At 54.6% G+C, this 20,607-nt stretch carries 18 protein-coding genes; 11 read left to right on the top strand and 7 right to left on the bottom strand.

What is annotated here, in order from left to right:
• The first annotated feature begins 106 nt into the window (after nt 1-106).
• Nucleotides 107-514 carry a DUF4259 domain-containing protein gene (locus LA756_RS24305; RefSeq protein WP_224437318.1) on the top strand — a complete coding sequence of 136 codons (408 nt, stop codon included), beginning with the start codon at nt 107-109 and terminating at the stop codon, nt 512-514.
• Between the two features lie 204 nt (nt 515-718).
• Here the strand turns inward: LA756_RS24305 and LA756_RS24300 are convergent, their stop codons facing one another.
• The 4 genes from LA756_RS24300 to LA756_RS24285 form a co-directional block, all read right to left on the bottom strand.
• Nucleotides 719-2,536: a 30S ribosomal protein S1 gene (locus LA756_RS24300; protein ID WP_224437317.1), complete on the bottom strand. Its 1,818-nt coding sequence runs from the start codon at nt 2,534-2,536 to the stop codon at nt 719-721.
• A gap of 274 nt (nt 2,537-2,810) precedes the next feature.
• Nucleotides 2,811-3,512: a 1-acyl-sn-glycerol-3-phosphate acyltransferase gene (locus LA756_RS24295; RefSeq protein ID WP_224437316.1), complete on the bottom strand. Its 702-nt coding sequence runs from the start codon at nt 3,510-3,512 to the stop codon at nt 2,811-2,813.
• Nucleotides 3,505-4,158, bottom strand: a complete 654-nt coding sequence (gene cmk, locus LA756_RS24290; protein WP_224437315.1) for a (d)CMP kinase — start codon at nt 4,156-4,158, stop codon at nt 3,505-3,507. The genes LA756_RS24295 and cmk overlap by 8 nt, the downstream gene beginning before the upstream one ends.
• 128 nt (nt 4,159-4,286) lie before the next feature.
• Nucleotides 4,287-4,703: a DoxX family protein gene (locus tag LA756_RS24285; protein ID WP_224437314.1), complete on the bottom strand. Its 417-nt coding sequence runs from the start codon at nt 4,701-4,703 to the stop codon at nt 4,287-4,289.
• A gap of 224 nt (nt 4,704-4,927) precedes the next feature.
• Between LA756_RS24285 and dxr the strand changes: the two genes are divergently transcribed.
• The 8 genes from dxr to LA756_RS24245 all read left to right on the top strand — a co-directional run bounded on the left by dxr (nt 4,928) and on the right by LA756_RS24245 (nt 13,402).
• Nucleotides 4,928-6,145 carry a 1-deoxy-D-xylulose-5-phosphate reductoisomerase gene (dxr, locus tag LA756_RS24280; protein ID WP_224437313.1) on the top strand — a complete coding sequence of 406 codons (1,218 nt, stop codon included), beginning with the start codon at nt 4,928-4,930 and terminating at the stop codon, nt 6,143-6,145.
• Entirely contained in the window at nt 6,091-8,199 is a 2,109-nt protein-coding gene (locus tag LA756_RS24275; protein ID WP_224437312.1) for a site-2 protease family protein, read from the top strand. The genes dxr and LA756_RS24275 overlap by 55 nt, the downstream gene beginning before the upstream one ends.
• Before the next feature lie 25 nt (nt 8,200-8,224).
• The gene (locus LA756_RS24270) at nt 8,225-8,941 is read left to right on the top strand and encodes an HAD family hydrolase (RefSeq protein WP_224437311.1); all 717 of its coding nucleotides are present in this window, start codon (nt 8,225-8,227) and stop codon (nt 8,939-8,941) included.
• Nucleotides 8,942-9,044: 103 nt separating this feature from the next.
• Nucleotides 9,045-10,112: a UDP-3-O-(3-hydroxymyristoyl)glucosamine N-acyltransferase gene (lpxD, locus tag LA756_RS24265; RefSeq protein WP_224437310.1), complete on the top strand. Its 1,068-nt coding sequence runs from the start codon at nt 9,045-9,047 to the stop codon at nt 10,110-10,112.
• A 10-nt stretch (nt 10,113-10,122) separates the two neighbouring features.
• Nucleotides 10,123-11,016 carry an LpxI family protein gene (locus LA756_RS24260; protein ID WP_224437309.1) on the top strand — a complete coding sequence of 298 codons (894 nt, stop codon included), beginning with the start codon at nt 10,123-10,125 and terminating at the stop codon, nt 11,014-11,016.
• Between the two features lie 34 nt (nt 11,017-11,050).
• Nucleotides 11,051-11,758 carry a class I SAM-dependent methyltransferase gene (locus LA756_RS24255; protein ID WP_224437308.1) on the top strand — a complete coding sequence of 236 codons (708 nt, stop codon included), beginning with the start codon at nt 11,051-11,053 and terminating at the stop codon, nt 11,756-11,758.
• An 84-nt stretch (nt 11,759-11,842) separates the two neighbouring features.
• Entirely contained in the window at nt 11,843-12,625 is a 783-nt protein-coding gene (locus tag LA756_RS24250; RefSeq protein ID WP_224437307.1) for an SDR family NAD(P)-dependent oxidoreductase, read from the top strand.
• Between the two features lie 168 nt (nt 12,626-12,793).
• Complete coding sequence (locus LA756_RS24245; RefSeq protein ID WP_224437306.1) at nt 12,794-13,402, top strand: thioredoxin family protein; 609 nt, start codon at nt 12,794-12,796, stop codon at nt 13,400-13,402.
• Nucleotides 13,403-13,407: 5 nt separating this feature from the next.
• Here LA756_RS24245 and LA756_RS24240 read toward each other — a convergent pair whose 3' ends face one another.
• Entirely contained in the window at nt 13,408-13,767 is a 360-nt protein-coding gene (locus LA756_RS24240) for a VOC family protein (protein ID WP_224437305.1), read from the bottom strand.
• A gap of 92 nt (nt 13,768-13,859) precedes the next feature.
• Nucleotides 13,860-15,290 (bottom strand): alkaline phosphatase, encoded by a 1,431-nt coding sequence (locus tag LA756_RS24235; RefSeq protein ID WP_224437304.1) that lies wholly within the window; start codon nt 15,288-15,290, stop codon nt 13,860-13,862.
• A 136-nt stretch (nt 15,291-15,426) separates the two neighbouring features.
• Between LA756_RS24235 and LA756_RS24230 the strand changes: the two genes are divergently transcribed.
• Together LA756_RS24230 and LA756_RS24225 are read left to right on the top strand one after the other, a co-directional pair.
• Entirely contained in the window at nt 15,427-16,911 is a 1,485-nt protein-coding gene (locus tag LA756_RS24230; RefSeq protein ID WP_224437303.1) for a TIGR04222 domain-containing membrane protein, read from the top strand.
• A 28-nt stretch (nt 16,912-16,939) separates the two neighbouring features.
• Nucleotides 16,940-17,137 carry a CPXCG motif-containing cysteine-rich protein gene (locus LA756_RS24225; RefSeq protein ID WP_224437302.1) on the top strand — a complete coding sequence of 66 codons (198 nt, stop codon included), beginning with the start codon at nt 16,940-16,942 and terminating at the stop codon, nt 17,135-17,137.
• Between the two features lie 41 nt (nt 17,138-17,178).
• On the opposite strand, the gene LA756_RS24220 is transcribed toward LA756_RS24225, so the two are convergent.
• Nucleotides 17,179-20,556, bottom strand: a complete 3,378-nt coding sequence (locus tag LA756_RS24220; RefSeq protein ID WP_224437301.1) for an efflux RND transporter permease subunit — start codon at nt 20,554-20,556, stop codon at nt 17,179-17,181.
• Nucleotides 20,557-20,607 lie beyond the last annotated feature (51 nt).

Here is a 20,607-nt window from a genome sequence, read left to right as displayed (position 1 = left end):
TTTCGACTATTGAATGACGTTCCCAATGTCACGAGAATAGTGCCCGGCAAGTCTTCCGACTTCCATTCGCCTCCACTGCATAACTCTTACGAAAGCGCCTACATCGATGGGAACATGGTCCGCAGAACCGTTTGGTAACGATACCGCCGCAGACTGGGCCTATGGCCTGGAGGAAACAAACGACTTCTCACTGATCCAGGAGACCCTGGACGCTGTCGTACAAGAGGAGGACTACCTCGACGCCGACCTCGCACAAGAAGCGGTCGCCGCGGCAGAAACCTTGGCCAAGCTACTGGGGAGGGGATCCCAGGTAGATGCGTACACTGAATCGGTCGACGAGTGGGTTCAATCGGTATCACTAAAGCCAGACGCTAAGTTGCTCGCGACGGCGGACAAAGCGCTGGAGAGAATTCTGGCCGACGAGTCCGAACTGAAGGAGCTTTGGGAAGAAGGGGACGAAGGAGGAGAGTGGACCACCTCAATTCGAGACCTGCAAAAGCGTCTTCGCAGTTAGTAAACCGACGCGCCCTGCTCACGTATTAGTAGACAGAAAAACGGAATGAAGGCTTGCGAATCAAGTCGCAGGCATGGCACCTGCTGTACCGTTTTTTTCACAATTCACCACCGTCTGTTGCCACCGCAGAAGCGTTCATAAAAAAAGCCTCGAGGTTTCCCTCGAGGCTTTTCTGTTTTTTGAATGATAACGAAGTACAGCGGACTAGCCGTTGTCTTCTTCGCTTTCGTTGTTCTCTTCTTCGGCAGGCATCGAGAACATTGGGCCGCTCGAGCCGAGACCACCCTTGAGTTCGCTCGGAGCTGGCGAACCGGTGCGGCCTTCGCCACCGCCGCCTGCAGCACCTTCTGGAGCTTCGTCTTCGGCCCACTGAACTCGCTTGCGGGAGAGACCAATCTTGCGGTCTTCGGTGTCGACTCGCAGGATCTTGACTTCGATCTCTTCGCCCACTTTGACGACGTTCTCTGGGTTTTCGACTTTGTCGTCGGACAGCTCGCTGATGTGCAACAGGCCTTCCAGACCATCTTCCAGGCCAACGAAGACACCGAAGTTGGTGATCTTGGTGACTTTACCCTTAACCAACTGGTTCGGCTGGTATTTTTCGGGAATGGTGGTCGCCCATGGATCGGATTCGAGCTGCTTCAGACCCAGTGCAATACGACGACGTTCTTCGTCGATGCTGAGGACTTTGCACTCGACTTCCTGGCCCTTTTCGAGCATTTCGCTCGGGTGACCGATCTTGCGAGTCCAGGACATGTCCGAGACGTGCAACAGACCGTCGATGCCTTCTTCCAGTTCGACAAACGCACCGTAGTTGGTGAGGTTGCGAACACGGCCTTTGACGACCGATTCGACAGGGTAACGGTCCTTGATGTTTTCCCAAGGGTTGGACTGGGTTTGCTTCATACCCAAGGAGATCTCTTGCTTCTCCTTGTTGATGCCCAGGATGACCACTTCGATTTCGTCGTTGATGTTGACGATTTCGCTTGGGTGGCTGATACGCTTGGTCCACGACATTTCGGAAATGTGGACGAGGCCTTCGATGCCTTCTTCCAGCTTGACGAAAGCACCGTAGCTCATGACGTTGACGACCGAACCCTTGACCTTCGAGCCAACAGGGTACTTCTCTTCGACGCCGTCCCATGGGCTTGGAGTCAGCTGCTTGAGACCCAGAGCGATCTTTTCGCGTTCGTGATCGATGTTCAGGATTTGAACTTCGATTTCGTCGTCGATGTTGACCATTTCGGTCGGATGACCGATGCGGCCCCAGCTCATGTCGGTGATGTGCAGCAGACCATCGATACCGCCCAGGTCGACGAACGCACCGAAGTCGGCGATGTTCTTGACGACGCCCTTGCGGGTTTGGCCAACTTCCAATTCCTTGAGCAACGATTCGCGATCGCTCTTACGCTTACGTTCGATAAGCGAACGACGGCTGACGACGATGTTGCGGCGTTCGGCGTCGATCTTGAGCACTTCGCACTCGACCGTCTTGCCAATGTAGTCGGCGATGTCGTGTGGACGGCGAATGTCGACCTGGCTCGCTGGAAGGAACACATTGACGCCGATATCGACGAGCAAACCACCCTTGATTTTGCGGGTAACTTCGCCAGAGACGACTTGACCTTCGGCGATGGATTCCATCGTCCGTTCCCAGTCGTCGATCTTGCGAGCTTTTCGCTTCGACAGGGCAACCATGCCGTGTGGGTCGTCGGTACGGCCGAATTCGTCTTCGACGTCTTCAACGAGAACACGAACGACAGCCCCAACTTCTGGCGGATCTTCGTCCTCATCCCATTCGTCGCGGGGAACGCTGCCTTCGCTCTTCCCGCCGATGTCGATCAGCACGAATTCGTCGTCCATACGAAGAATTCGTCCTTCGACGATTTTGTTGATTTCGATCGATTCTTCCATCTCGATCGTGTCGAGCCAGCTGTCCTCGTGAGCGGACGCCAAGCTATCAATTTCTGCTAAGAGAGTGTCGTCACTTTCGAGATTGCGAATGAGATTACGGTTGACCATGCTTTAAAGTTTGAACCAGGGGGCTCGAAGTCGCGGGAGATAAAAAGGGTGCCGCAATAAACGATGAAATGGCGGCTGAGCCTGATCTCCGAAGGCGAGGTTTCGAGTGCAAAATGCCAGGATGAATGAACCTGCGCAGGGTAAACCACTATACCCTTCATAACGCTCGATCCAGCGAGAACCCGTAAAAGTATCAAATCCCCAAAATACCATCAACCACAGAAGGTGGGGTGAGGCACTCCGTTTCGGGAAAAACGGTCAAAGAAAAGTCGGTTTAGGCAAACTGGGTCTTATCTTCGGTATGTACGCGGGGATTCATCGAACGTGCTCGCGAGTATTGCACTTCCCGAAACATGGTATGCATTCGCTCTTGCAGCAAAGTCAAAAGCTCGTCGTCCGACAACGTCGAAATCTCCTCGGGCACGATCGGCTTTCCGATCAATACGTGCACCACACCGATCGATGGCAAAATCTGCCATTTAGGCCATGCCTGAAAAGAACCATCGAACACAACCGGAACGATCGGCACTTTTCCTTTGCGAGCCACGGCAATAAACCCAGGCTTCAACTGGCCGATCTCGCCCGTTTCACTACGCGTTCCTTCCGGGAAAATTAGCACGAAGTCCCCTCCGCGCAGTCGTTTGAGCGTTTCCTTCAGCCCATCAAGCCCCGTTCCAGCTCGATTCACCGGAATAGCGTTCAGCTTTTCAATGAAGGTTTTCAGAGGAAACTTGAAGAGCGACTTCTTTGCCAGGAAGCTCAGTTGACGATCGCAACTCAAGCCGACGATCAGTGGATCGAAGAAGCCTTGATGGTTCGAGCAGACTAACGCTCCCCCTTCGGTGGGCCAGTTTTCGCGGCCGAACACGCGAACACGATAGAACCCAACCGCGACGATTCGTGCTGCCACGCGTAGAAATCGATACAAAAGCCGTTGTGCCCACGACTTCGTTCGTTGCTTCTTCGTTTCACGCATGCTGGCACCGCTGCACGATCTGAACCAACTTCGCGAGCACTTCTTCCTCGGTCATTCCGTCGGTCATCACTTCTGTCGCATCCTCTGCTTTGCGCAAGGGACCTACTTCCCGCTGGCTATCTTCTTCGTCTCGCTTCGCTTGTTGCTGCAAGATATCGTCGAATTCCACCGATTCGCCACGAGCGGCTAAATCGTTAACACGGCGGCGAGCCCTTTCCTCGGGCGAAGCGGTCAGGAAGATTTTGCACTCGGCGTTGGGAAAGACAAGGGTTCCCTGATCGCGACCTTCGGTGACGATATCCTTTCCGTGTGCGATTTCTCGTTGCAAACGGACCAATTGCTCTCGGACGCCAACGTTTTTCGCCGAGTAGCGTGTAACGGCGGTGACACGCTGCGTGCGGATTTCTTCGGTGACATCTTCACCAAACAATAGAACGCGGGGGCCACTCAGATCCATCTCGACAGTTCGCGCGAAGTCGACCAATCGCTGTTCATCTTCCCAGTCGGTGTTGGCCCGCAGCCCAAGCAGGGCAATGACTCGATACATGGCCCCAGTGTCGAGAAACTCGTATCCGATCGTATCCGCCAATCGACGGGAGATACTGCTCTTTCCTGCCCCGGCGGGGCCGTCGATGGTGACAATCATGCAGAAAGGTCAACTTTATCGGGAAACTTCTGACAGATTCGCGCTGAGCATGAATGCTCGTACGCAGTTATAGCAAGAAGTAAGTCGACCTTCGACGGGCCCCGTCTCGTTGAGCAAACCGTGACCAGCTACGCAGTTGCCTCCTGAGCAGGCTGCGGCTTCGCTCCCAGGAAAAGCGAAAACAACATGGGCCGTCGCAACACCAACCCCGTCCACATGATGCCGCCCACAATGACAGGGAAGAGCACCTCGAACCAACCATCACCGACTCGCAAATGCGTGAAGACTGCTCCTCCCAGATAGCCCGTCGTCAGAACCGCTCCGAGAAATGCTGTGCGAGGAATCAAAAACAAGACGGTAACCGCGATCTCAATCACTGCGATCGCGGGCAACAAATTTAACGCAATGCCCATGTGTTCCATCATTTCTTCTTTGCCAGGCCAATCGAAGAGGAACTTAGGCAGGCCGCTCGCTCCGATCAGGAACAGCCCAACGAGGCCTGTCAAAATCCAGCCGATGACGGTTTTGATGGTTGAGGATTGCATCGCGTGTTTCTCCGCTCGTTTCGATGATGTGGTAAATCAGGACTCACCAGCTAATCGAACGGGCAACATGTGACTCGACATGTTCTTGAAAAGAATTGGCACATTGCGCGGAATTGCGATCGGGGCTACAGCATGCTGAGCGATCTTCCACAGTAATCTTTCGCGAATCCGGAAATTCTGAAACAATCGGCAGTTAAGAAGCCACCCTTGTTGCGAAGCGGTCCATGCAAAGCTCGTCCACCTCGAAATCCTGCCAGAACGTTGTCGTCCTCGGATCTACCGGGAGTATCGGCTGCAGTACGCTGGATGTGATTCGAGCAAGCAAGGGGGCGTTCGCTCCCTTTGCCCTGACAGCGCATGGGCGTCTGGACGACCTTCTGAAGTCGGCCATCAAGCATCAACCAAAGTTTATCGTTGCGAGCGACGAAGCTGCCGCCGCCGAATTTGATTGGTCCGATCTTCCCACCGAAACGACCCTGCTAACCGGAACGGCCGGGCTGCAGGAAGTGGCCGCACACCCCGAAGCGGATATTATTGTTTCAGCCATAGTTGGCCGAGCCGGACTGGAAGGCACCTTCGCAGCAATTGCGGCCGGAAAACGAGTCGCGCTGGCCAACAAAGAGACTTTGGTCGTTGCGGGACATTTGGCCACACAAATGGCTGCCGAGTCGGGCGCCGAGATCCTTCCGGTCGACAGCGAACACAGCGCCATCTTCCAGGCTCTGAAAGCTGGCCGAGAAGCCGATGTGAAACGCGTGATCCTGACCGCCTCGGGCGGCCCGTTCCGTAAGTTCACGCAGCAACAGCTTTTAGAAGTTACCGCTGAAGAAGCCTTGGACCATCCGACATGGAAGATGGGCCCCAAAATTACGGTTGATTCGGCAACGATGATGAACAAGGCCCTCGAATTGATCGAAGCCAAGTGGCTTTTCGATTTGACGGTCGACCAGATCGACGTGGTGGTCCATCCCCAGTCGATCGTCCACTCCCTTGTGGAATTTGTGGATGGTTCGGTTGTGGCCCAAATGAGCCCGCCCGACATGCGAATGCCCATTCAGCTGGCGATGACCTATCCCCAGCGAACCGAGTGTCCGGCGAAAGAGCTGGACCTGACGAAAGCCTTCCAACTGCAATTCGAGCCTCCAGACTACGAGCGATTTCCCGCCCTTAAGCTAGGGAAAGAGGTTGCTGAGCGGGGAGGCACGTGCGGAGCGGTCTTAAATGCGGCCAACGAAGTCGCCGTGCAGCAGTTTTTAGAAGGTAAAATTCGTTTCGTAGACATTTACCGGGTATGTCGTCACCTTTTGGACGAACACCCGTTTGAAACCAACCCAGAATTAACCCGGCTGCTCGAGCTTGATGCTTGGGCCCGAGAGGAGTCTATCAAGTGGATCACTTGCTGTTTGCGGCAAGCGAAGGACCAAGCCTGCTCCAATACTTAGGCGGCATTTGGGCCTTCATGCAGGGCATCATCGGCTTGGGCATCGTGATTTTCGTACACGAACTGGGTCACTTCCTGGTCGCCAAAGCTTGCGGCGTGCGTTGCGACAAGTTCTATGTCGGCTTCGACGTGCCGATCACCCTCGGTCCTTGGACTTTTTCCGCACTGTGGAAAAAGAAGTGGGGCGAAACCGAATACGGTATCGGAACGATTCCGCTGGGTGGCTACGTCAAGATGCTCGGTCAGGACGACAACCCTAACAATGCAGATGACGAGTCGGCCTCGACAATGATCGAGACCGTCGACGAAGCTGGCAACAAGCAGGAAGTCGTGAATCCCCGCAGCTACACCGCCAAAAGCGTTCCTCAGCGCATGGCGATTATCTCGGCCGGCGTGGTGTTCAACTTGATCTTCGGCGTGATCTTCGCCGCGGTCGCCTACAACATGGGCGTTCCTTACATTCCTGCTCAGATCAGTTGGGTTCAGCCTGGCTCGCCTGCGTGGGAAGTTGGTCTCAGCCCTGGAGATGAAATCGTCGGTCTTAACGCTCAAGGCGACATCCGCAAGGATCTCCGCTTCGATAAAGACATGACGCTGCAGATCATCATGAACGGCGACGACAAACCAATGCCGTTTGTCGTGCAGCGAGCCGACGGCGAAAAGGAAGTGATCGATATCACGCCGAAGAATACCTATAAGGATTCCAAGCGGCCGACGATCGGCGTCGCTCCGATGTACACCACGCAAATGGTCATCGCCCCGGAATTGATGGGCATTGTCTTCGGCAGTGAAGTCGCCGACCAAATGAAACCTGGCGATAACCTGATTGGCATTAACGATCAGCCGATCAAGAACTTCCTCGACTATCAGAAGTATGTCGCCAATCACCCTTACGATGCGTTAAAGCTTAAGCTCGAACGCAAAGTCGAAAGCGAAGGGGACACCGAAGCGACCGAAGAAGTGGAAGTCGAAATTCCAACGGTGCCTTATCGCGAGACCGGTCTCGTGATGGAGATCAGCCCTATCCGCGCGATTCGTTCCGGCTCACCAGCCGAAAAGGCAGGTCTGAAAGTGGGCGACAAGTTGATTTCGATCAACGGCGAACCACTTGGCGACGGTTACACACTGCCTAGTCGCGAAACGAAATGGGCTGGCGACACCGTCGATGTCGTCATCGAGCGAAGTGGCAAAGAAGAAACGTTTTCGATTGATACGGTCGTCCCGCAGGGCTTTTCCTCGGAATACATGCCCGGCTATGAAATCGGCCTCCAAACGCTTGGCTTGACGTTCGACTTAACCACCACGATCGCAGAAGTTTTGCCTGGCACGTCTGCCGCTGAAGCAGGTCTCGCTGCCGGCGACGAAATTCTCATCGTTGGCTTTGAAGGCACAACCGAAGCGGCCAAAGTGGTCAACGAGAAGATGAAGATCGGTGCCAAGGACGTGAAAGTCAAAACGGACGAAATCGCTTGGCAAGCCGTGCAGTGGACACTGCAAGTCGCCCATCCCGATACGGCGATGATCCTGACGGTAAAGAAGAAGGATACCGGCGCCGCGAAAAACGTTTCGGTCGAGAACAGTCTTTCCGAAACCGAAATGCTTCAAAGCCGCTACTTGCGATTTGAGATCGAAGAAAAGATTCAATACGCGACCAGCATTGGCGATTCGCTTTACCTCGGCGTCCGTGAAGTGGGCGAAGGGATGAATCAGGTCGTCATGGTGATCCGCAAGATCTTCTCCGGCGAGATGCAGATCAGCGGACTCGGCGGACCAGGCACGATTTTGTACGTCGCCACCGCCGAATCTTCTCGAGGCGTTTCACGGCTGCTGACCTTCCTGACGTTGATCAGTGCCAACCTGGCGGTGGTGAACTTCCTGCCGATTCCGGTTCTCGACGGCGGTCACATGATGTTCCTGATTTACGAAGGCATCCGTGGCAAAGCGATGAACGAGAAGTGGATGCTTCGCCTGACCTATTTAGGGTTAGCCATGGTGCTGACATTAATGGTCACCGTGATATTCCTCGACATCAACCGCTTCTTCCCTTGGGGTTAGTCCGCTGAGGGAAGCAGGTAAACCAATGCCGCGTCCGAAGGTGATTCTTCTGGACGCGGTCGGAACGGTGATCGAATCATTTCCTTCGGTCGCCGCGGCCTATCAATCCGCAGCCCTTTCTATAGGGCTCGGTCGTGATATCGACCAACTGAAAACGCGATTTCGCGAAGCGATCCGTCGGTACAGTGTTCAGGCCTTTCAGGCATCGCGGGGACAAGCAGATCCGCTTCAAACGGACGAAGCAGCCGAGCGTCAGCGATGGTTGGCCATTGTGAGCTATGTGGTTGATCCCCCAGAGCACTTGCAGCTCGATCTATTCGAGAAGCTTTGGGACCATTTCGCGGATCCCCAGCATTGGCGTGTTTTTCCAGACGTCTCCCCTGCCCTGTCCAAGCTTGCCGCTGCTGGCTTTCGCTTGGGGCTAGCATCGAACTTCGACGAACGCTTGCGGCCGATCGTCGCCCAGCACTTCCCAGCGTTTGATCTATGCTTGTTTATCTCTTCCGAAATGGGATGGGTAAAACCTTCCCATCATTTCTACGAGTCGGCGACCACCCAGCTGAATGTCGCCCCGGATGAAGTTCTTTTGATCGGCGACGACTGGGAAAATGATGTCGAATCGCCGAAAAATTTCGGCTGGCAAACGATCTTCCTCAATCGAACGGACCAGGCGTTGCCCGGTGATATCACGAATCACTTCCGCAACTTAGACGAAACGGCAGAAGCCATTTTGCGGGACTAATTCTCCCAGCTTCCGCGACTAATTGATGTTGGTCGCTGTGGGGCAAAACGGATACATTAGGGCGATCCGTATCGCAATGACCCGCTTTGGAAAGGATTCCTCCATGGGCACCACGCTGGCACAAATAGCCGAACTTGTTGACGGCAAGGTCTTCGGCGACCCTGATCGCGTCATCACCGGCGCGAATATCATCCGCGACGCGGTGGCCGGCGAAATCACCCTGATGGACAAGCCTGACCAGGCAGCACTGCTGATGGAAGACTGCCAGGCATCGGCCGTCCTCGTGCGCGAAGAGTCAGACAAACTGAGCATCGACGGCATCGTGGTGGCGAATGTTCATGAAGCGTTCGGCAAAGTCATCCGCTTCTTTCAGCCGTGGGAACAGAAACAAACCGTCGGCATTCACCGCTCGGCAATTGTATCCTTGGCCGCCGTCGTCGATCCAACAGCCACTGTCGGTGCTGGGGCGATCATCAGCGACGGGGTGACGATCGGCAAAAATAGCGTCATCCATAGCGGCGTTCATATCCAAGCTGGCTGTCACATCGGGGATGACGTAGTGATCTTCCCCGGCGTTGTCCTATACGACCGCACCGAGGTAGGCGATCGCTGCATCATCCATGCGAATGCCGTGCTGGGCGCTTATGGCTTCGGATACGATTCATCCTCCGGCAAGCATCTCCTTTCCGCCCAACTGGGGAATGTTGTTCTGGAAGCAGATGTGGAAATCGGTGCCGGGGCGATGGTGGATCGAGGAACCTATGGTTCGACACTGATCGGCGAGGGAACCAAGATCGACAATACCGTACAAATTGGACATAACTGCCGTATTGGTAAGCACAACCTGATTTGCTCGCAAGTTGGTATCGCTGGTAGTGCCACGACCGGCGACTACGTGGTGATGGCTGGACAAGTCGGTGTTCGCGACCACGTCCATATCGGATCTGGGGCGATGATCGGCGCGAAAGCTGGTATTGGCTCCGATATTCCAGAACACCAACAAACGCTGGGAATTCCGGCAGGTCCTGCCAAGGTGATTCTGAGCGAACACATGGCGATCAAAAAGCTGCCAGAGATGCGTAAGACGATCAAGATGCTGGCCAAGCGTATCGAGCAATTGGAACAGGAAGCCGAAGCGATCGCCGAACCGATCATTCGCAAAGCCTCGTAGGTCGCACATCATGGATGCATTACCTTCGACCCCCGTGGGCCTACTGGCTGGTTGGGGAAATCTACCGATCGTCGTTGCCGAAGCGGTGAAACGAAGCGGACGCCAAGTGATCTGCGCCGCGGTCAAAGATCATGCCGATCCCGTGCTCGAAGAGATTTGCGACGCGACTGTTTGGGTCGGTCTCGGCCAGCTTGGCAAAGTGAAACGCCATTTTGTGAAGCATCGCGCCGCCGAAGCGACAATGGCCGGCAAAATTCACAAGATTCGTCTGTTCGATCGTGGGGCCGTTTGGAAACATCGTCCAGACTGGTTCTGCATCCAAACGTTTGCTCCGCAGCTTTTGTGGGGCAGCAAAGATCGCAAGGACGATACGTTGCTGCTGGCGATTGTGGACGGCTTTGCCAAGAGTGGAATTACGTTTCTGCCTGCTACCGATTATGCCCCGGAGTTGCTCGTGAATTTTGGAGTCCTCGCTGGTCCTCAGCCTGGCGGAAAACTGCTGAAGGATATCGAGTTCGGGTGGGAAATGGCCAAGGAACTCGGCCGACTCGATGTTGGACAAAGTGTTGCCGTCAAGAATCAGGCCGTTCTGGCCCTGGAAGCGATCGAAGGGACCGACGCTTGCATTCGCCGCGCCGGCGAACTGTGCAAAGCGGGCAACTTTACCGTCGTGAAAGTCGCCAAACCCCAGCAAGATATGCGGTTCGACGTCCCCACCATTGGCGTGAAAACATTGCAGACGATGGTCGACGCCGGGGCAAGCACGCTCGTATTGGAAGCAGAAAAAACAATTCTCCTCGACGAGCCTGCCGTGTTAGAATTTGCAAAGACGCACCGTTTGTCGATCCTTGCCGTGAGCGAGGATCGCCTCGCCGAATTCACTCCTTCTTCCGAAGCGGCCTAAGGAACACGTTCCCGGCCGCACTTGCCGAGAACCTATGTTTCGCACCTACGCTTTCGCCGCTGCTCTTCTTTGCGCCACTGCCTGCCAAACTTATGCCCAGGAAGGGGTCGAGCAGATTGATGGCCGTCCGGTCTACTTAGGTCGGCAGATCGCTCAAACCATGCACTATACCGGTGCTCCGTGGCTGATTCGAGAAAGTCGTCAGCGCGAAGAAGACTGCGAAAAGATGCTGAAGAACCTCGGCGTTGAACCTGGCATGACGGTATGCGACATGGGCTGTGGCAACGGTTTCTATAGCCTGCAGATGGCGAAGCTGGTGGGCGAGAACGGCAAAGTCCTTGCTGTTGATATTCAGCCAGAAATGTTGCGACTGCTCAAAGCCCGCGCCGCCGAGCAAGAGATCGACAACATCGAATTGATCCTTGGAGATATCGACGATCCTAAGTTGCCCAAAGAAAAAGTCGATTTGATTTTGTGCGTCGATGTTTACCACGAGTTCTCGCACCCTGTGGAAATGCTGAAAGGGATGCGCGAGTCGCTTAAGCCGGACGGCAAGATCGCCCTGCTAGAGTTTCGCATGGAAGATCCAAACGTTCCGATCAAGTTGCTCCACAAGATGAGCAAGAAGCAAATGCTCAAGGAATATGAAGCAAATGGTTTTCAACTGGCCAAACAGTTCGACGGACTGCCATGGCAACATATGATGTTCTTTGAAAAGGCCAAGCCGAACGCCGAAAACTAAGAGGCTGCCTAACGCTCGGCAGCATGGCATGCGACTTGCACCCTCGATGGCGTTTTGATTTCCCTTTCTTCAAGGAACGCCACAATGGATGCCATATTCCACGATCAAGTTGTTCTGGTCACCGGCGGTGGCTCTGGAATCGGCCAAGCAGCCGCCATTCAGTTTGCTCGACAAGGGGCCAGGGTCGGCGTTCTCAACCGCAGCTTTCCTGAAGAGACCGTCAAAGAGATCGAAGCGGAAGATGGCTTGGTGATGGCGCTGCAAGCCGATGTTACCAAGCCGGACGAAGTACGTGTCGCGATCGAACGTTTAGTCGAGAAATGGGGACGCCTCGACGTGCTGTTCTGCAATGCCGGCGTAAATGGTGTTTGGGCTCCTCTGGAAGAGATGCCGGAAGAAGAGTGGGAGAAGACGTTCAACATCAACGTCCATGGAACGTTTCGCTGCATTCAACAGGCGATCCCCCACTTGAAGAAGGGCACTGGATCAATCGTTTTGAACGCCTCGGTCAACGGAACGCGAATGTTCAGCAACACCGGAGCAACTGCTTACTCGGCAACCAAAGCGGCGCTGATTGCGATTACTAAAATGTTGGCCCTGGAATTCGCCGATGCGAAAGTTCGAGTGAACGCCGTTTGTCCTGGCTGGATTGAAACAGAGATCGACGATAACACCGAAAAGCGTGACCTCGACTCGGTTGCCGAACCGGTCGAGTTCCCCGAAGGCAAAGTTCCCCTGACCGACGGTAAGCCTGGCACGCCAGATCAAGTCGCGAACGTAGTTTTGTTTCTTTCGTCAAAAGCAGCCAGCCATGTGACCGGAAGCGTTATTTATGTCGACGGAGCCCAGTCGCTGCTACAAGGCTGATCCTTCGCACTTTGCCCTGCGGTGACGTCTGGCGTATGCTGGTAATTTGGCAGACAAATGCCCACGAGTACGTGAGCATGGACCTCAATTATTTTGTTCGTTGCCAATGCCTTACAGAAACTTTCGCAGATCAACCGACTCGCCATGTCGATAAGGGACTTCCGAACGATGCTCCGCGTTATCGCACTGCTGATGCTCTTAGTGCCACTCTCCAATACCTATGCCGGTGAATACAATCCTGTGCTCAGCATCGGTGATGTTGCTCCGCCATGGGAAGATCTGAGCGGGACGGACGGAAAGTCGCACAGTTGGAAAGACCTGGAAGGCAAACAGGCCATCGTTGCGATCTTTACCTGCAACGGTTGCCCGTACGCTGTCGATTATGAACCACGGATCAAGCAGTTAGCCGCTGATTGGAAAGCCAACGACAAAGTGGGAATCGTCGCAGTGAATTCCAATCTGATCGAGGAAGACTCGCTGAAAGCCATGCAAGAGCGAGCCAAATCGGCAGGCTTCAAATTCCCGTACCTTAAAGACGAAAATCAGGAACTGGGCAAAGCGTGGGGAGCGACACGAACGCCTGAGTTCTTCGTGCTCGATGGCGACCGCAAAGTGGTTTACATGGGAGCCATGGATGACGATACCGACGCGTCAAAAGCCAAAGTGAACTACGTCTCTCAAGCGATTGAAGCAGTACTCAAAGGGAAATCGCCTGAGGTAACGGAAACGGTCCCGATCGGCTGCAACATTCGTTACAAGCGAACACGACGCCGCTAGGGTGTTTAATCGACAGCGACGAATTGAAACAGCTTGATACGGTTTCCATCCGGATCCGAAACCGTCCACTGCAAGAAGCCTTCGTCGCTTACTTCGATCGGTAAAGCAGGCTCCTGCAAATAGTTGGAAACATGCTCTCGAGCTGCGTTCAGATCGGTCACTTCAATTGCCAGGCTAATTGCGGAACGATCGCGCGGTGCGTCATCAGCTTGCTGAAGCAGCGAAAGCCGCCATCCTTTCCCAGCCAATAACGCGTAGCCTTCTTCCGTGCTGCGAACGGCTGACTTCATTCCGAGAGCGGCCGTATACCAAAGAATCATCGGTTGCCACTGGGTGGTCCGAATCTCAACGGCGAACAATTCCATCAACGGCACCTTCGCTAATCTTGCCACGCGGTCATTTTGCCAACTGCGAACCAAGGTACCACGCCACCCACGGAGAGTCACGCCCCGATCAATCAGCTGGTTGTAAACTGCTGTTCGAACGAGACGTTTCCGTCGACATCGCAAAGCTGAAAGGTGATTGACGAACTGTTGACCGAGACGTTCAAGAACCCGCCTTGGACTTTGTGGAAACGATGCATGTTGGGGTCGCGGCCAGGCGTTCCTCCAGCATGCGAGTTACTCGCTGCACCAACGCTAAACTCTTTCACCCCGGTTTCGGGATGGACCGAATGATATTGCCAGTGCCGATCGCCACAAACGACAAAGAAATTGTCCGGCACATGCTCCTGCATCCAGCGACGAATCTCGTTTCCTTCGTGGGCGAAACCTTCGTTGGCATGATTGTCGTTCTTACGTTTGCGGTCCGGCCCCACAATCGGCGTAGGACTGATCAAGATTTTCCAAGTCGCATCGCTCTCGCGAACGGTTCGCTTGAACCAGGCTTTTTGCTCGGTACCCCAGATGGTCTTCTCGGGACCGTCGGGCATTTTATTAGGCGTGCGAAAATCACGACCATCGGTCAGCCAGATCTGCAGATCTTTTCCCCAGCGAAACGTCCGGTAAGATTCGCTTCCCAGGGGAGCCTGCTGACGGAAGATATCCTGGCCTTTCTCGAAAGTCAACGTTCCATACTTCTGACCTGGCCACGAGTCGTCGTCGAGCGTGTCGTGGTCATCTTTCAGCCAGTAAGTTGACGTTTTGCTGAGGGCATCGACCAATCGAGGCAAGCTGAACATCCGTTGCCAATGCAAACGAGCCAAGTCGACCGACATCGCACTGGGGGCATCATTATCGTAGTAGATTAAATCTCCGGTAAGCGAAATGAAATCGGGATCTTTCGCCGTCATTGCCGGATAAATCGGATGGCCATCTTCGTGATCGCGATCCGGATATCCCTGGCATGTCATCACGCAGAAGTTGACCGGCTTCGGTTCATCTGGTTTTGGTGCCGTGCGGAAGTTTGCCAACCGCGCACCGTCGTGTACCTCGCCGTCGACTTGGGTCTGGCAGATCACGTGGTATTCCGTGGCTGGCTGCAAATCGGTTAGTTCAAATTGATGGATGAAATCGGTCGATTCATCCACTTCGATCCAATCGGTCATTTGCAGAGCGTTTTGATTTGGATCGTTGGTATAATGCAATCGGATCTTGCCCGGCTGCCCAGGACAGGCTCCTTCGATTTGCTCGACGGGGGTCTTCAGTGCTTCTTCCGACTTGCCACGCTTCTTGAAAACGATGCCGTCGTTAGTCCGCGTTGCGTTCTTCGTCAGACGCGTCCAAACGATTGCCGATGTCGGCGTGACTTCCCCGACACGAATTCCTGTCGCTTGAAAGACCGGATGCTGCACAATTTTCGTATCGTTCGCCTGGGCGGAACTAATCAATGCAGCCGTAGCGACCGACGACTGCAAAAACTTGCGGCGGTTAAATGGCGAAGCGGTCATGGGGAGGGGATCCTGAACGGTGTTTGGAAAAGGGGCGTGACGGAGCTTTCTTGGTCGCTTCGCCGGTGGGATTCCCTTTAGAATATAACCCAGCGGACTGAACCGCAAATTTTCCGAATACCGGAGCACGCTTGTCATGGATTTTCAAGCCGAAGCGTTATGGAACAAGATCGAAGCGTTTACCTTTGACGACGAAGGAACCACGCTCACGTTCGCTGCCCGATTGGCGAGAGAGAATGGTTGGCGGCTCGGCTACGCTCAGCGAGTTGTCGATGAATATCGCCGATTCGTGTTCCTATCCATGGTAGCTGGTCATGCGGTATCGCCTTGCGAAGCGGTCGATCAGGCATGGCACTTACATCTGACGTATACGCATTCATATTGGCAGAAGCTGTGCGAAGAGATCTTGCCTCGTCCGCTGCACCACGTGCCGACGACCGGACGAACGGAAGAAGCCGGTAAGTTTGAAGACTGGTATTCGAAGACACTCGAAAGCTACGAACGATTCTTCAAACATGCGCCGCCCTCGGACATCTGGCCACCGCCAGGAAAGCAAATGGAATCGGTGGTCGATAGCCGCTGGGTGAACGTACGGGATTATTTCGTGATTCCCCGCAATCCGCTGAATTGGTTTGCCCTTCTATTGCTGGTCGTCCTACCGCTGCTGAGCATTGGTGGCTGCCAGGCAGAAGTCGCTGGCGATGTTACCCCATTCGATTTTGACGGCGTGACGTTTCTGAAGTTCTATGCGATGGTGGCCGGGGTATCGTTTGTGCTTGCCGTAATGCTTCGCTGGATGATTCCTATCTCGGAACCTCCGATACCTGTTGACGTGAGCGATCCTAATTTGGCCGCTTATCTGGCCCATGGCCCCAAGGGACTTGTCCTGGCAACGATTGCCAAGCTGCTGCAGGAAAAGAAACTGGAAATGGCCGAGGGCAGCTACAACGGTGGTCGAGTCGAGAAGCAATTGATTGCGGTGAATACTTCGGCGAGCAATGCCTCGACATTGGAACGCCACATCCTGCGGGAAGCGAACTCGACCGGCAAGGACAACCTGAAGAAGGTCATCGCCAACTCGGTTCCCATTGCCAAAGAAATGGGGGCCAAGCTGACCGAAATGGGTCTGTTCGAGCCCAACCCGTTCGAGCCCACGATACGTCGGTGGCTGCCGAGCCTGATCTTATTGGGGATCGCCCTATTCGGTTTCGTCAAAATGGGCATTGGGATCGCTCGAGAGAAACCGTTTCTGTTTGTCGCTATCATGGCCGCGGCGGTTTTGGTAGCAAGCATATGGCTGGCCATCCGCAAAGGACGAACCCCTCGGGGAGACGCGATCCTGGCCGACTGGCAGCATAAGCATGCCCATCTAAACCCAGCCGCCCCAGGGACGCAAATCAACACTCCGGACGACTATTTCCTAGCGACGGGGCTGTTCGGCATCTTTGCATTTTCATCAGGCGATCTTTATCCGCTTGCCCAAGAGTATCGTCAGGAGCAAAATTCGTTTTGGGGCGGCTACGGAGCTGGCTGCTCGTCTGGATGTGGCGACGGAGGAAGCGGCTGTGGAAGTAGTTGCGGCAGTGGCTGCGGAAGCGGTTGTGGAGGATGTGGATCCTAGCTCTTACACCATAAAAAGGAGAACGATTATGATGCAAACGGAAATCACCTACGTCTGCAATGCTTGCGGTGAAGACATCGTCATCCCGCTCGATCCATCGCAGGGAAGTGCCCAGCAGTTTGTCGAAGACTGCCCGGTTTGCTGCCGACCACATGTGATTCATGTCCAGATCGACCCTGACGGCGAAGCAACCGCCTGGGCCGAGCCGGAACAAGATTACGACTAGTCGACTAGCATCGACCGATCAATAGGGAAGTGCGGCTGGGCCTAGATGTCCATCTCGACTCGCTGAGGCTTCCAGATATCGAACAGAACGCTCAGCAGGACTGGGACAAGGAACATCGTGAATACGGTCGAGACGACCAAGCCACCGACAACCACTGCCCCAAGACCTCGATAAAGTTCGCTCCCAGAGCCAGGCATCAGCACCAGCGGCAGCATACCACCGACCGAAGTCAGCGTGCTCATCAAGATCGGTCGAACGCGACTTTCGACACTCTTCGAGATCGCCTCGCGTGGCGTCAAATCGCTGACGTCTTCACCTTCTTCACTTCGCCCGCCGAGGAAGTTGATCGTCTGGTAAACGATCAAGATCGCGTTGTTCACCACCACGCCAGCGAGAATCACAAAGCCAAGAATCGTCAGTACGTCCATATTTTGGATCGGCATATAACGGTCGATTTCGCTCCAATGATGCACCAAAGCCAAGCCAGCAAAGCCGCCCAAAAGCGCCAGCGGCACGCTCACCATAATCACCAACGGATAAGTCCAGCTTTGGAACAGCACCACCATTAGCAGATAGACAATCACCAAGGCGAGAAACAGCGAGCTGAAGATCGTCCCCATAATGGTTCCGTCTCCCATCAGTGCTTCGCGAATCTGCGACAACTGCCCTGCGGAACCTGCCAACTGCATTTCCACGTCCGGCGTAATGGCCCCGGCTTCGCGTAGTTCGCCCACCGTTTTTTCAACCGCATCAATTGCCTCTTGCAGAGGAAGCCCCGGCGGAGGAGTGAACTGCAAAGTCACCGCTCGTTGACGATCGACATGTTTAATCTGATCAGCCGCTTCAACACGTTCGGGCGTCGATAAACTTTCCAAGTCAACGACCGCTCCGCTTGGTGTCGCGATCGGCGAGTTAAACATCGCGTTGGTCGGATCGCTACTCAATGCTTCCGCGTTGATCACTTTCAGGTCTTTGAGTTCACCGCCGACATCGAACGCACGAGGCAACAAGATCCCGTCACCATTGGCGGCCACGGCCAAGCCGATATCTCGTCGCGTCATGTTGACATCTTGCAGCCGTTCATCATCCGGCGTGATCCGAATCTCAGGCGTTGGCAACGCAAAGTTAGCTGGCTCTGGAGTCACCGAATAAGGTCCATAGTTTTCGACAAGTTTCCCCAGCAAAGCCCCAGCGGCGCCACTGACACGATCGAGATCGTCCCCGATCAGATCAATCTTGATAGCCGACCCTGTCGTTCCCCCGGTACGGAACAGCGGCATCTGGAAAGCGAAATTAATCACCCCCGGAGCTTGATCACCCCCGGCCGCGTCGCTGAAAAGTGGCAACGTATCGACGACTTTCTCTTTGTCCTTTGAGATACCAACTTGAAACACCTGACCATCCCAGGCAACCAGGAAGTAGTGATCCAGCGGCGGAGGCAACACCGTTTCCTCCGTTCCCATCATCGGCACAGGAACACGGTTATCCTCACCGTCCCACTCATGCCCACGAATGGCTGCTTCAGCACCGAACTTATCGCCGGCCGCTTCCCAAGCTGGTTTGATCTTCGCTTCCATTCGAGCACCGATCTCAGACAATTGATCGACGTTGTATCCCGGCGGAGGAAGCAGCATCCCCAGAACGATGTTTCGATTACCTGTCGGCAGGTAATCGAGAGGTGGAATCAACAGCCAAATGCCAACGATCGTGGCAACACCGAAACCGCCGATGACCGCTAAGCGTGTAGCCCAGTTGCCAATCAATGTATAGACAGTGCTCCCGACCATCGCCGGCACGTCGGTGATCGCTATCATCCATTTCCAAACCCGAGCACGAAACGTCTTCGGTTTCGCATTCGGATTCTTCATGATGGCCGACTCGCTGGCGTGTTGTTGAATCGACTTCGCCTTCAGCCACTGCCCCGCGGCTGAAGGAATAACGGTCGTCGAGACAATAAAACTGACCCCCACGGCTGCCATGATGGCCAAAGCAATATCGCGGAAGAGCTGACCAGCTTGCTCTTCAATCAACAGAATCGGGAAGAACACAACCAACGTCGTCAGCGTCGATGCCAGTACTGCCCCGGCCACTTCCTGCGTACCATCGGCGGCGGCTCTTGTGGCCGACTTGCCCATCTCGATATGCCGGAAGATGTTCTCGATTACCACAATCGCATTATCGACCACCATCCCGACGGCAAATGCCATCCCGGCCAGCGAAATAATATTCATCGAACGGCCCATCGCCACCATCACCACGACAGCCACCACTGTCGAAATCGGAATCGCAATCGCGATAATCCCGATCGTTCGTAGCGATCGCAAAAACAAAAGCAGTGTGGCGATCGCCAGCAAACCGCCCATTAAAATATTGCTTTCAACCAGCGCAATCGCGTCCACGACATAGGTCGTCGCATCGTAGGTTTGTACCAGTTCCAGCGTGCCGTTGAGCCCCAGTCGGTTTGCTTCCTGCTCGAGCACACCGCCTGGTTGGTTCAACTCTTCCAGCTCTCGATTGATGCCATCCATCGTCTCGAGCAGGTTGCCGCCGCTTTCCAGCATGAAATTAAAGAACGGCATCGTCTGCCCACGAGCACGCACCCATTCGGTCATCTCCTTGTGAGCGACTTCAACGGTGGCAACATCTCGCAAATAGATCGGCCCGGTCGTTTCGCGGCGGATCACCAGGTTCTCAACCCACTGAGCATCACGAAAACGGCCGACGCTACGCACCCGAATATCGCTCTTCCCCTCCGGCAGCTTTCCGCCAGAGAAGTTTCCGTTGTTGTACTGCAGCGCGTTGACGAGTTCCTGGTAGGTAATGCCACGCTGAGCCAGCGCGACAGGGTCGACACGAATCTGGACTTCCTTTTCACGAGCCCCTCGAATACCGACTTGCGACACGCCAGGAATACGCTCGAAGCGAGGTCGTAGTCGCCGCTCCATGAAGTCGTATAACGTCGTCGCATCGAAGTTCGGATCGGTCGAAGCCAATCCGATCCAAGAGATATAGTCGACCGATTCAGGATCGAAGTCTTCCACTTGCGGCTGATCGACTTCCGGGGGATAGCCCGAAACTTCCGATAACTTCTGATCGACTTCGGCCATCGCTTCGTCGATGTTCGTGCCGGTCATGAATTCGAGACGAATTTGCCCTGAGCCTGGCTGGCTGATGCTCGTCATCGAAACGAGCCCCGACAAGTCGCCCAGGCGTTGCTCTTGCTCTTCGATGACGTCCGATTCGATTTCCTGAGCCGAAGCGTTTTCCCAATAGGTCATCACCGACACAACGACCGATTCGACTTCCGGTGTCATTCGAATGGGCATGCGAGTGAACGCAAGCACCCCAGCCATCAAGCTGAGAATAACGCCCACCGCGACGGTGATTGGCTGTTTGACCGCAAGGTGAATGAAGTTCATAACGTGGTCCTAAGTGATCTACTAAAAGCACTTCTTGCGGCAGGAAATCGG

The organism is Bremerella sp. TYQ1 (genome assembly GCF_020150455.1).
Taxonomy (GTDB): domain Bacteria; phylum Planctomycetota; class Planctomycetia; order Pirellulales; family Pirellulaceae; genus Bremerella; species Bremerella volcania_A.
Note: the sequence above shows the minus strand (reverse complement) of the source record. Positions and strands in the feature narration are given on the sequence as shown.

Excerpts from the sequence above, each read along its gene's own strand:
- LA756_RS24305 (WP_224437318.1), top strand. The coding sequence starts at position 107 with ATGGGAACATGGTCCGCAGAACCGTTTGGTAACGATACCGCCGCAGAC.
- LA756_RS24300 (WP_224437317.1), bottom strand. The coding sequence starts at position 2,536 with ATGGTCAACCGTAATCTCATTCGCAATCTCGAAAGTGACGACACTCTC.
- LA756_RS24295 (WP_224437316.1), bottom strand. The coding sequence starts at position 3,512 with ATGCGTGAAACGAAGAAGCAACGAACGAAGTCGTGGGCACAACGGCTT.
- cmk (WP_224437315.1), bottom strand. The coding sequence starts at position 4,158 with ATGATTGTCACCATCGACGGCCCCGCCGGGGCAGGAAAGAGCAGTATC.
- LA756_RS24285 (WP_224437314.1), bottom strand. The coding sequence starts at position 4,703 with ATGCAATCCTCAACCATCAAAACCGTCATCGGCTGGATTTTGACAGGC.
- dxr (WP_224437313.1), top strand. The coding sequence starts at position 4,928 with ATGCAAAGCTCGTCCACCTCGAAATCCTGCCAGAACGTTGTCGTCCTC.
- LA756_RS24270 (WP_224437311.1), top strand. The coding sequence starts at position 8,225 with ATGCCGCGTCCGAAGGTGATTCTTCTGGACGCGGTCGGAACGGTGATC.
- lpxD (WP_224437310.1), top strand. The coding sequence starts at position 9,045 with ATGGGCACCACGCTGGCACAAATAGCCGAACTTGTTGACGGCAAGGTC.
- LA756_RS24260 (WP_224437309.1), top strand. The coding sequence starts at position 10,123 with ATGGATGCATTACCTTCGACCCCCGTGGGCCTACTGGCTGGTTGGGGA.
- LA756_RS24255 (WP_224437308.1), top strand. The coding sequence starts at position 11,051 with ATGTTTCGCACCTACGCTTTCGCCGCTGCTCTTCTTTGCGCCACTGCC.
- LA756_RS24250 (WP_224437307.1), top strand. The coding sequence starts at position 11,843 with ATGGATGCCATATTCCACGATCAAGTTGTTCTGGTCACCGGCGGTGGC.
- LA756_RS24245 (WP_224437306.1), top strand. The coding sequence starts at position 12,794 with ATGCTCCGCGTTATCGCACTGCTGATGCTCTTAGTGCCACTCTCCAAT.
- LA756_RS24240 (WP_224437305.1), bottom strand. The coding sequence starts at position 13,767 with ATGGAATTGTTCGCCGTTGAGATTCGGACCACCCAGTGGCAACCGATG.
- LA756_RS24235 (WP_224437304.1), bottom strand. The coding sequence starts at position 15,290 with ATGACCGCTTCGCCATTTAACCGCCGCAAGTTTTTGCAGTCGTCGGTC.
- LA756_RS24230 (WP_224437303.1), top strand. The coding sequence starts at position 15,427 with ATGGATTTTCAAGCCGAAGCGTTATGGAACAAGATCGAAGCGTTTACC.
- LA756_RS24225 (WP_224437302.1), top strand. The coding sequence starts at position 16,940 with ATGATGCAAACGGAAATCACCTACGTCTGCAATGCTTGCGGTGAAGAC.
- LA756_RS24220 (WP_224437301.1), bottom strand. The coding sequence starts at position 20,556 with ATGAACTTCATTCACCTTGCGGTCAAACAGCCAATCACCGTCGCGGTG.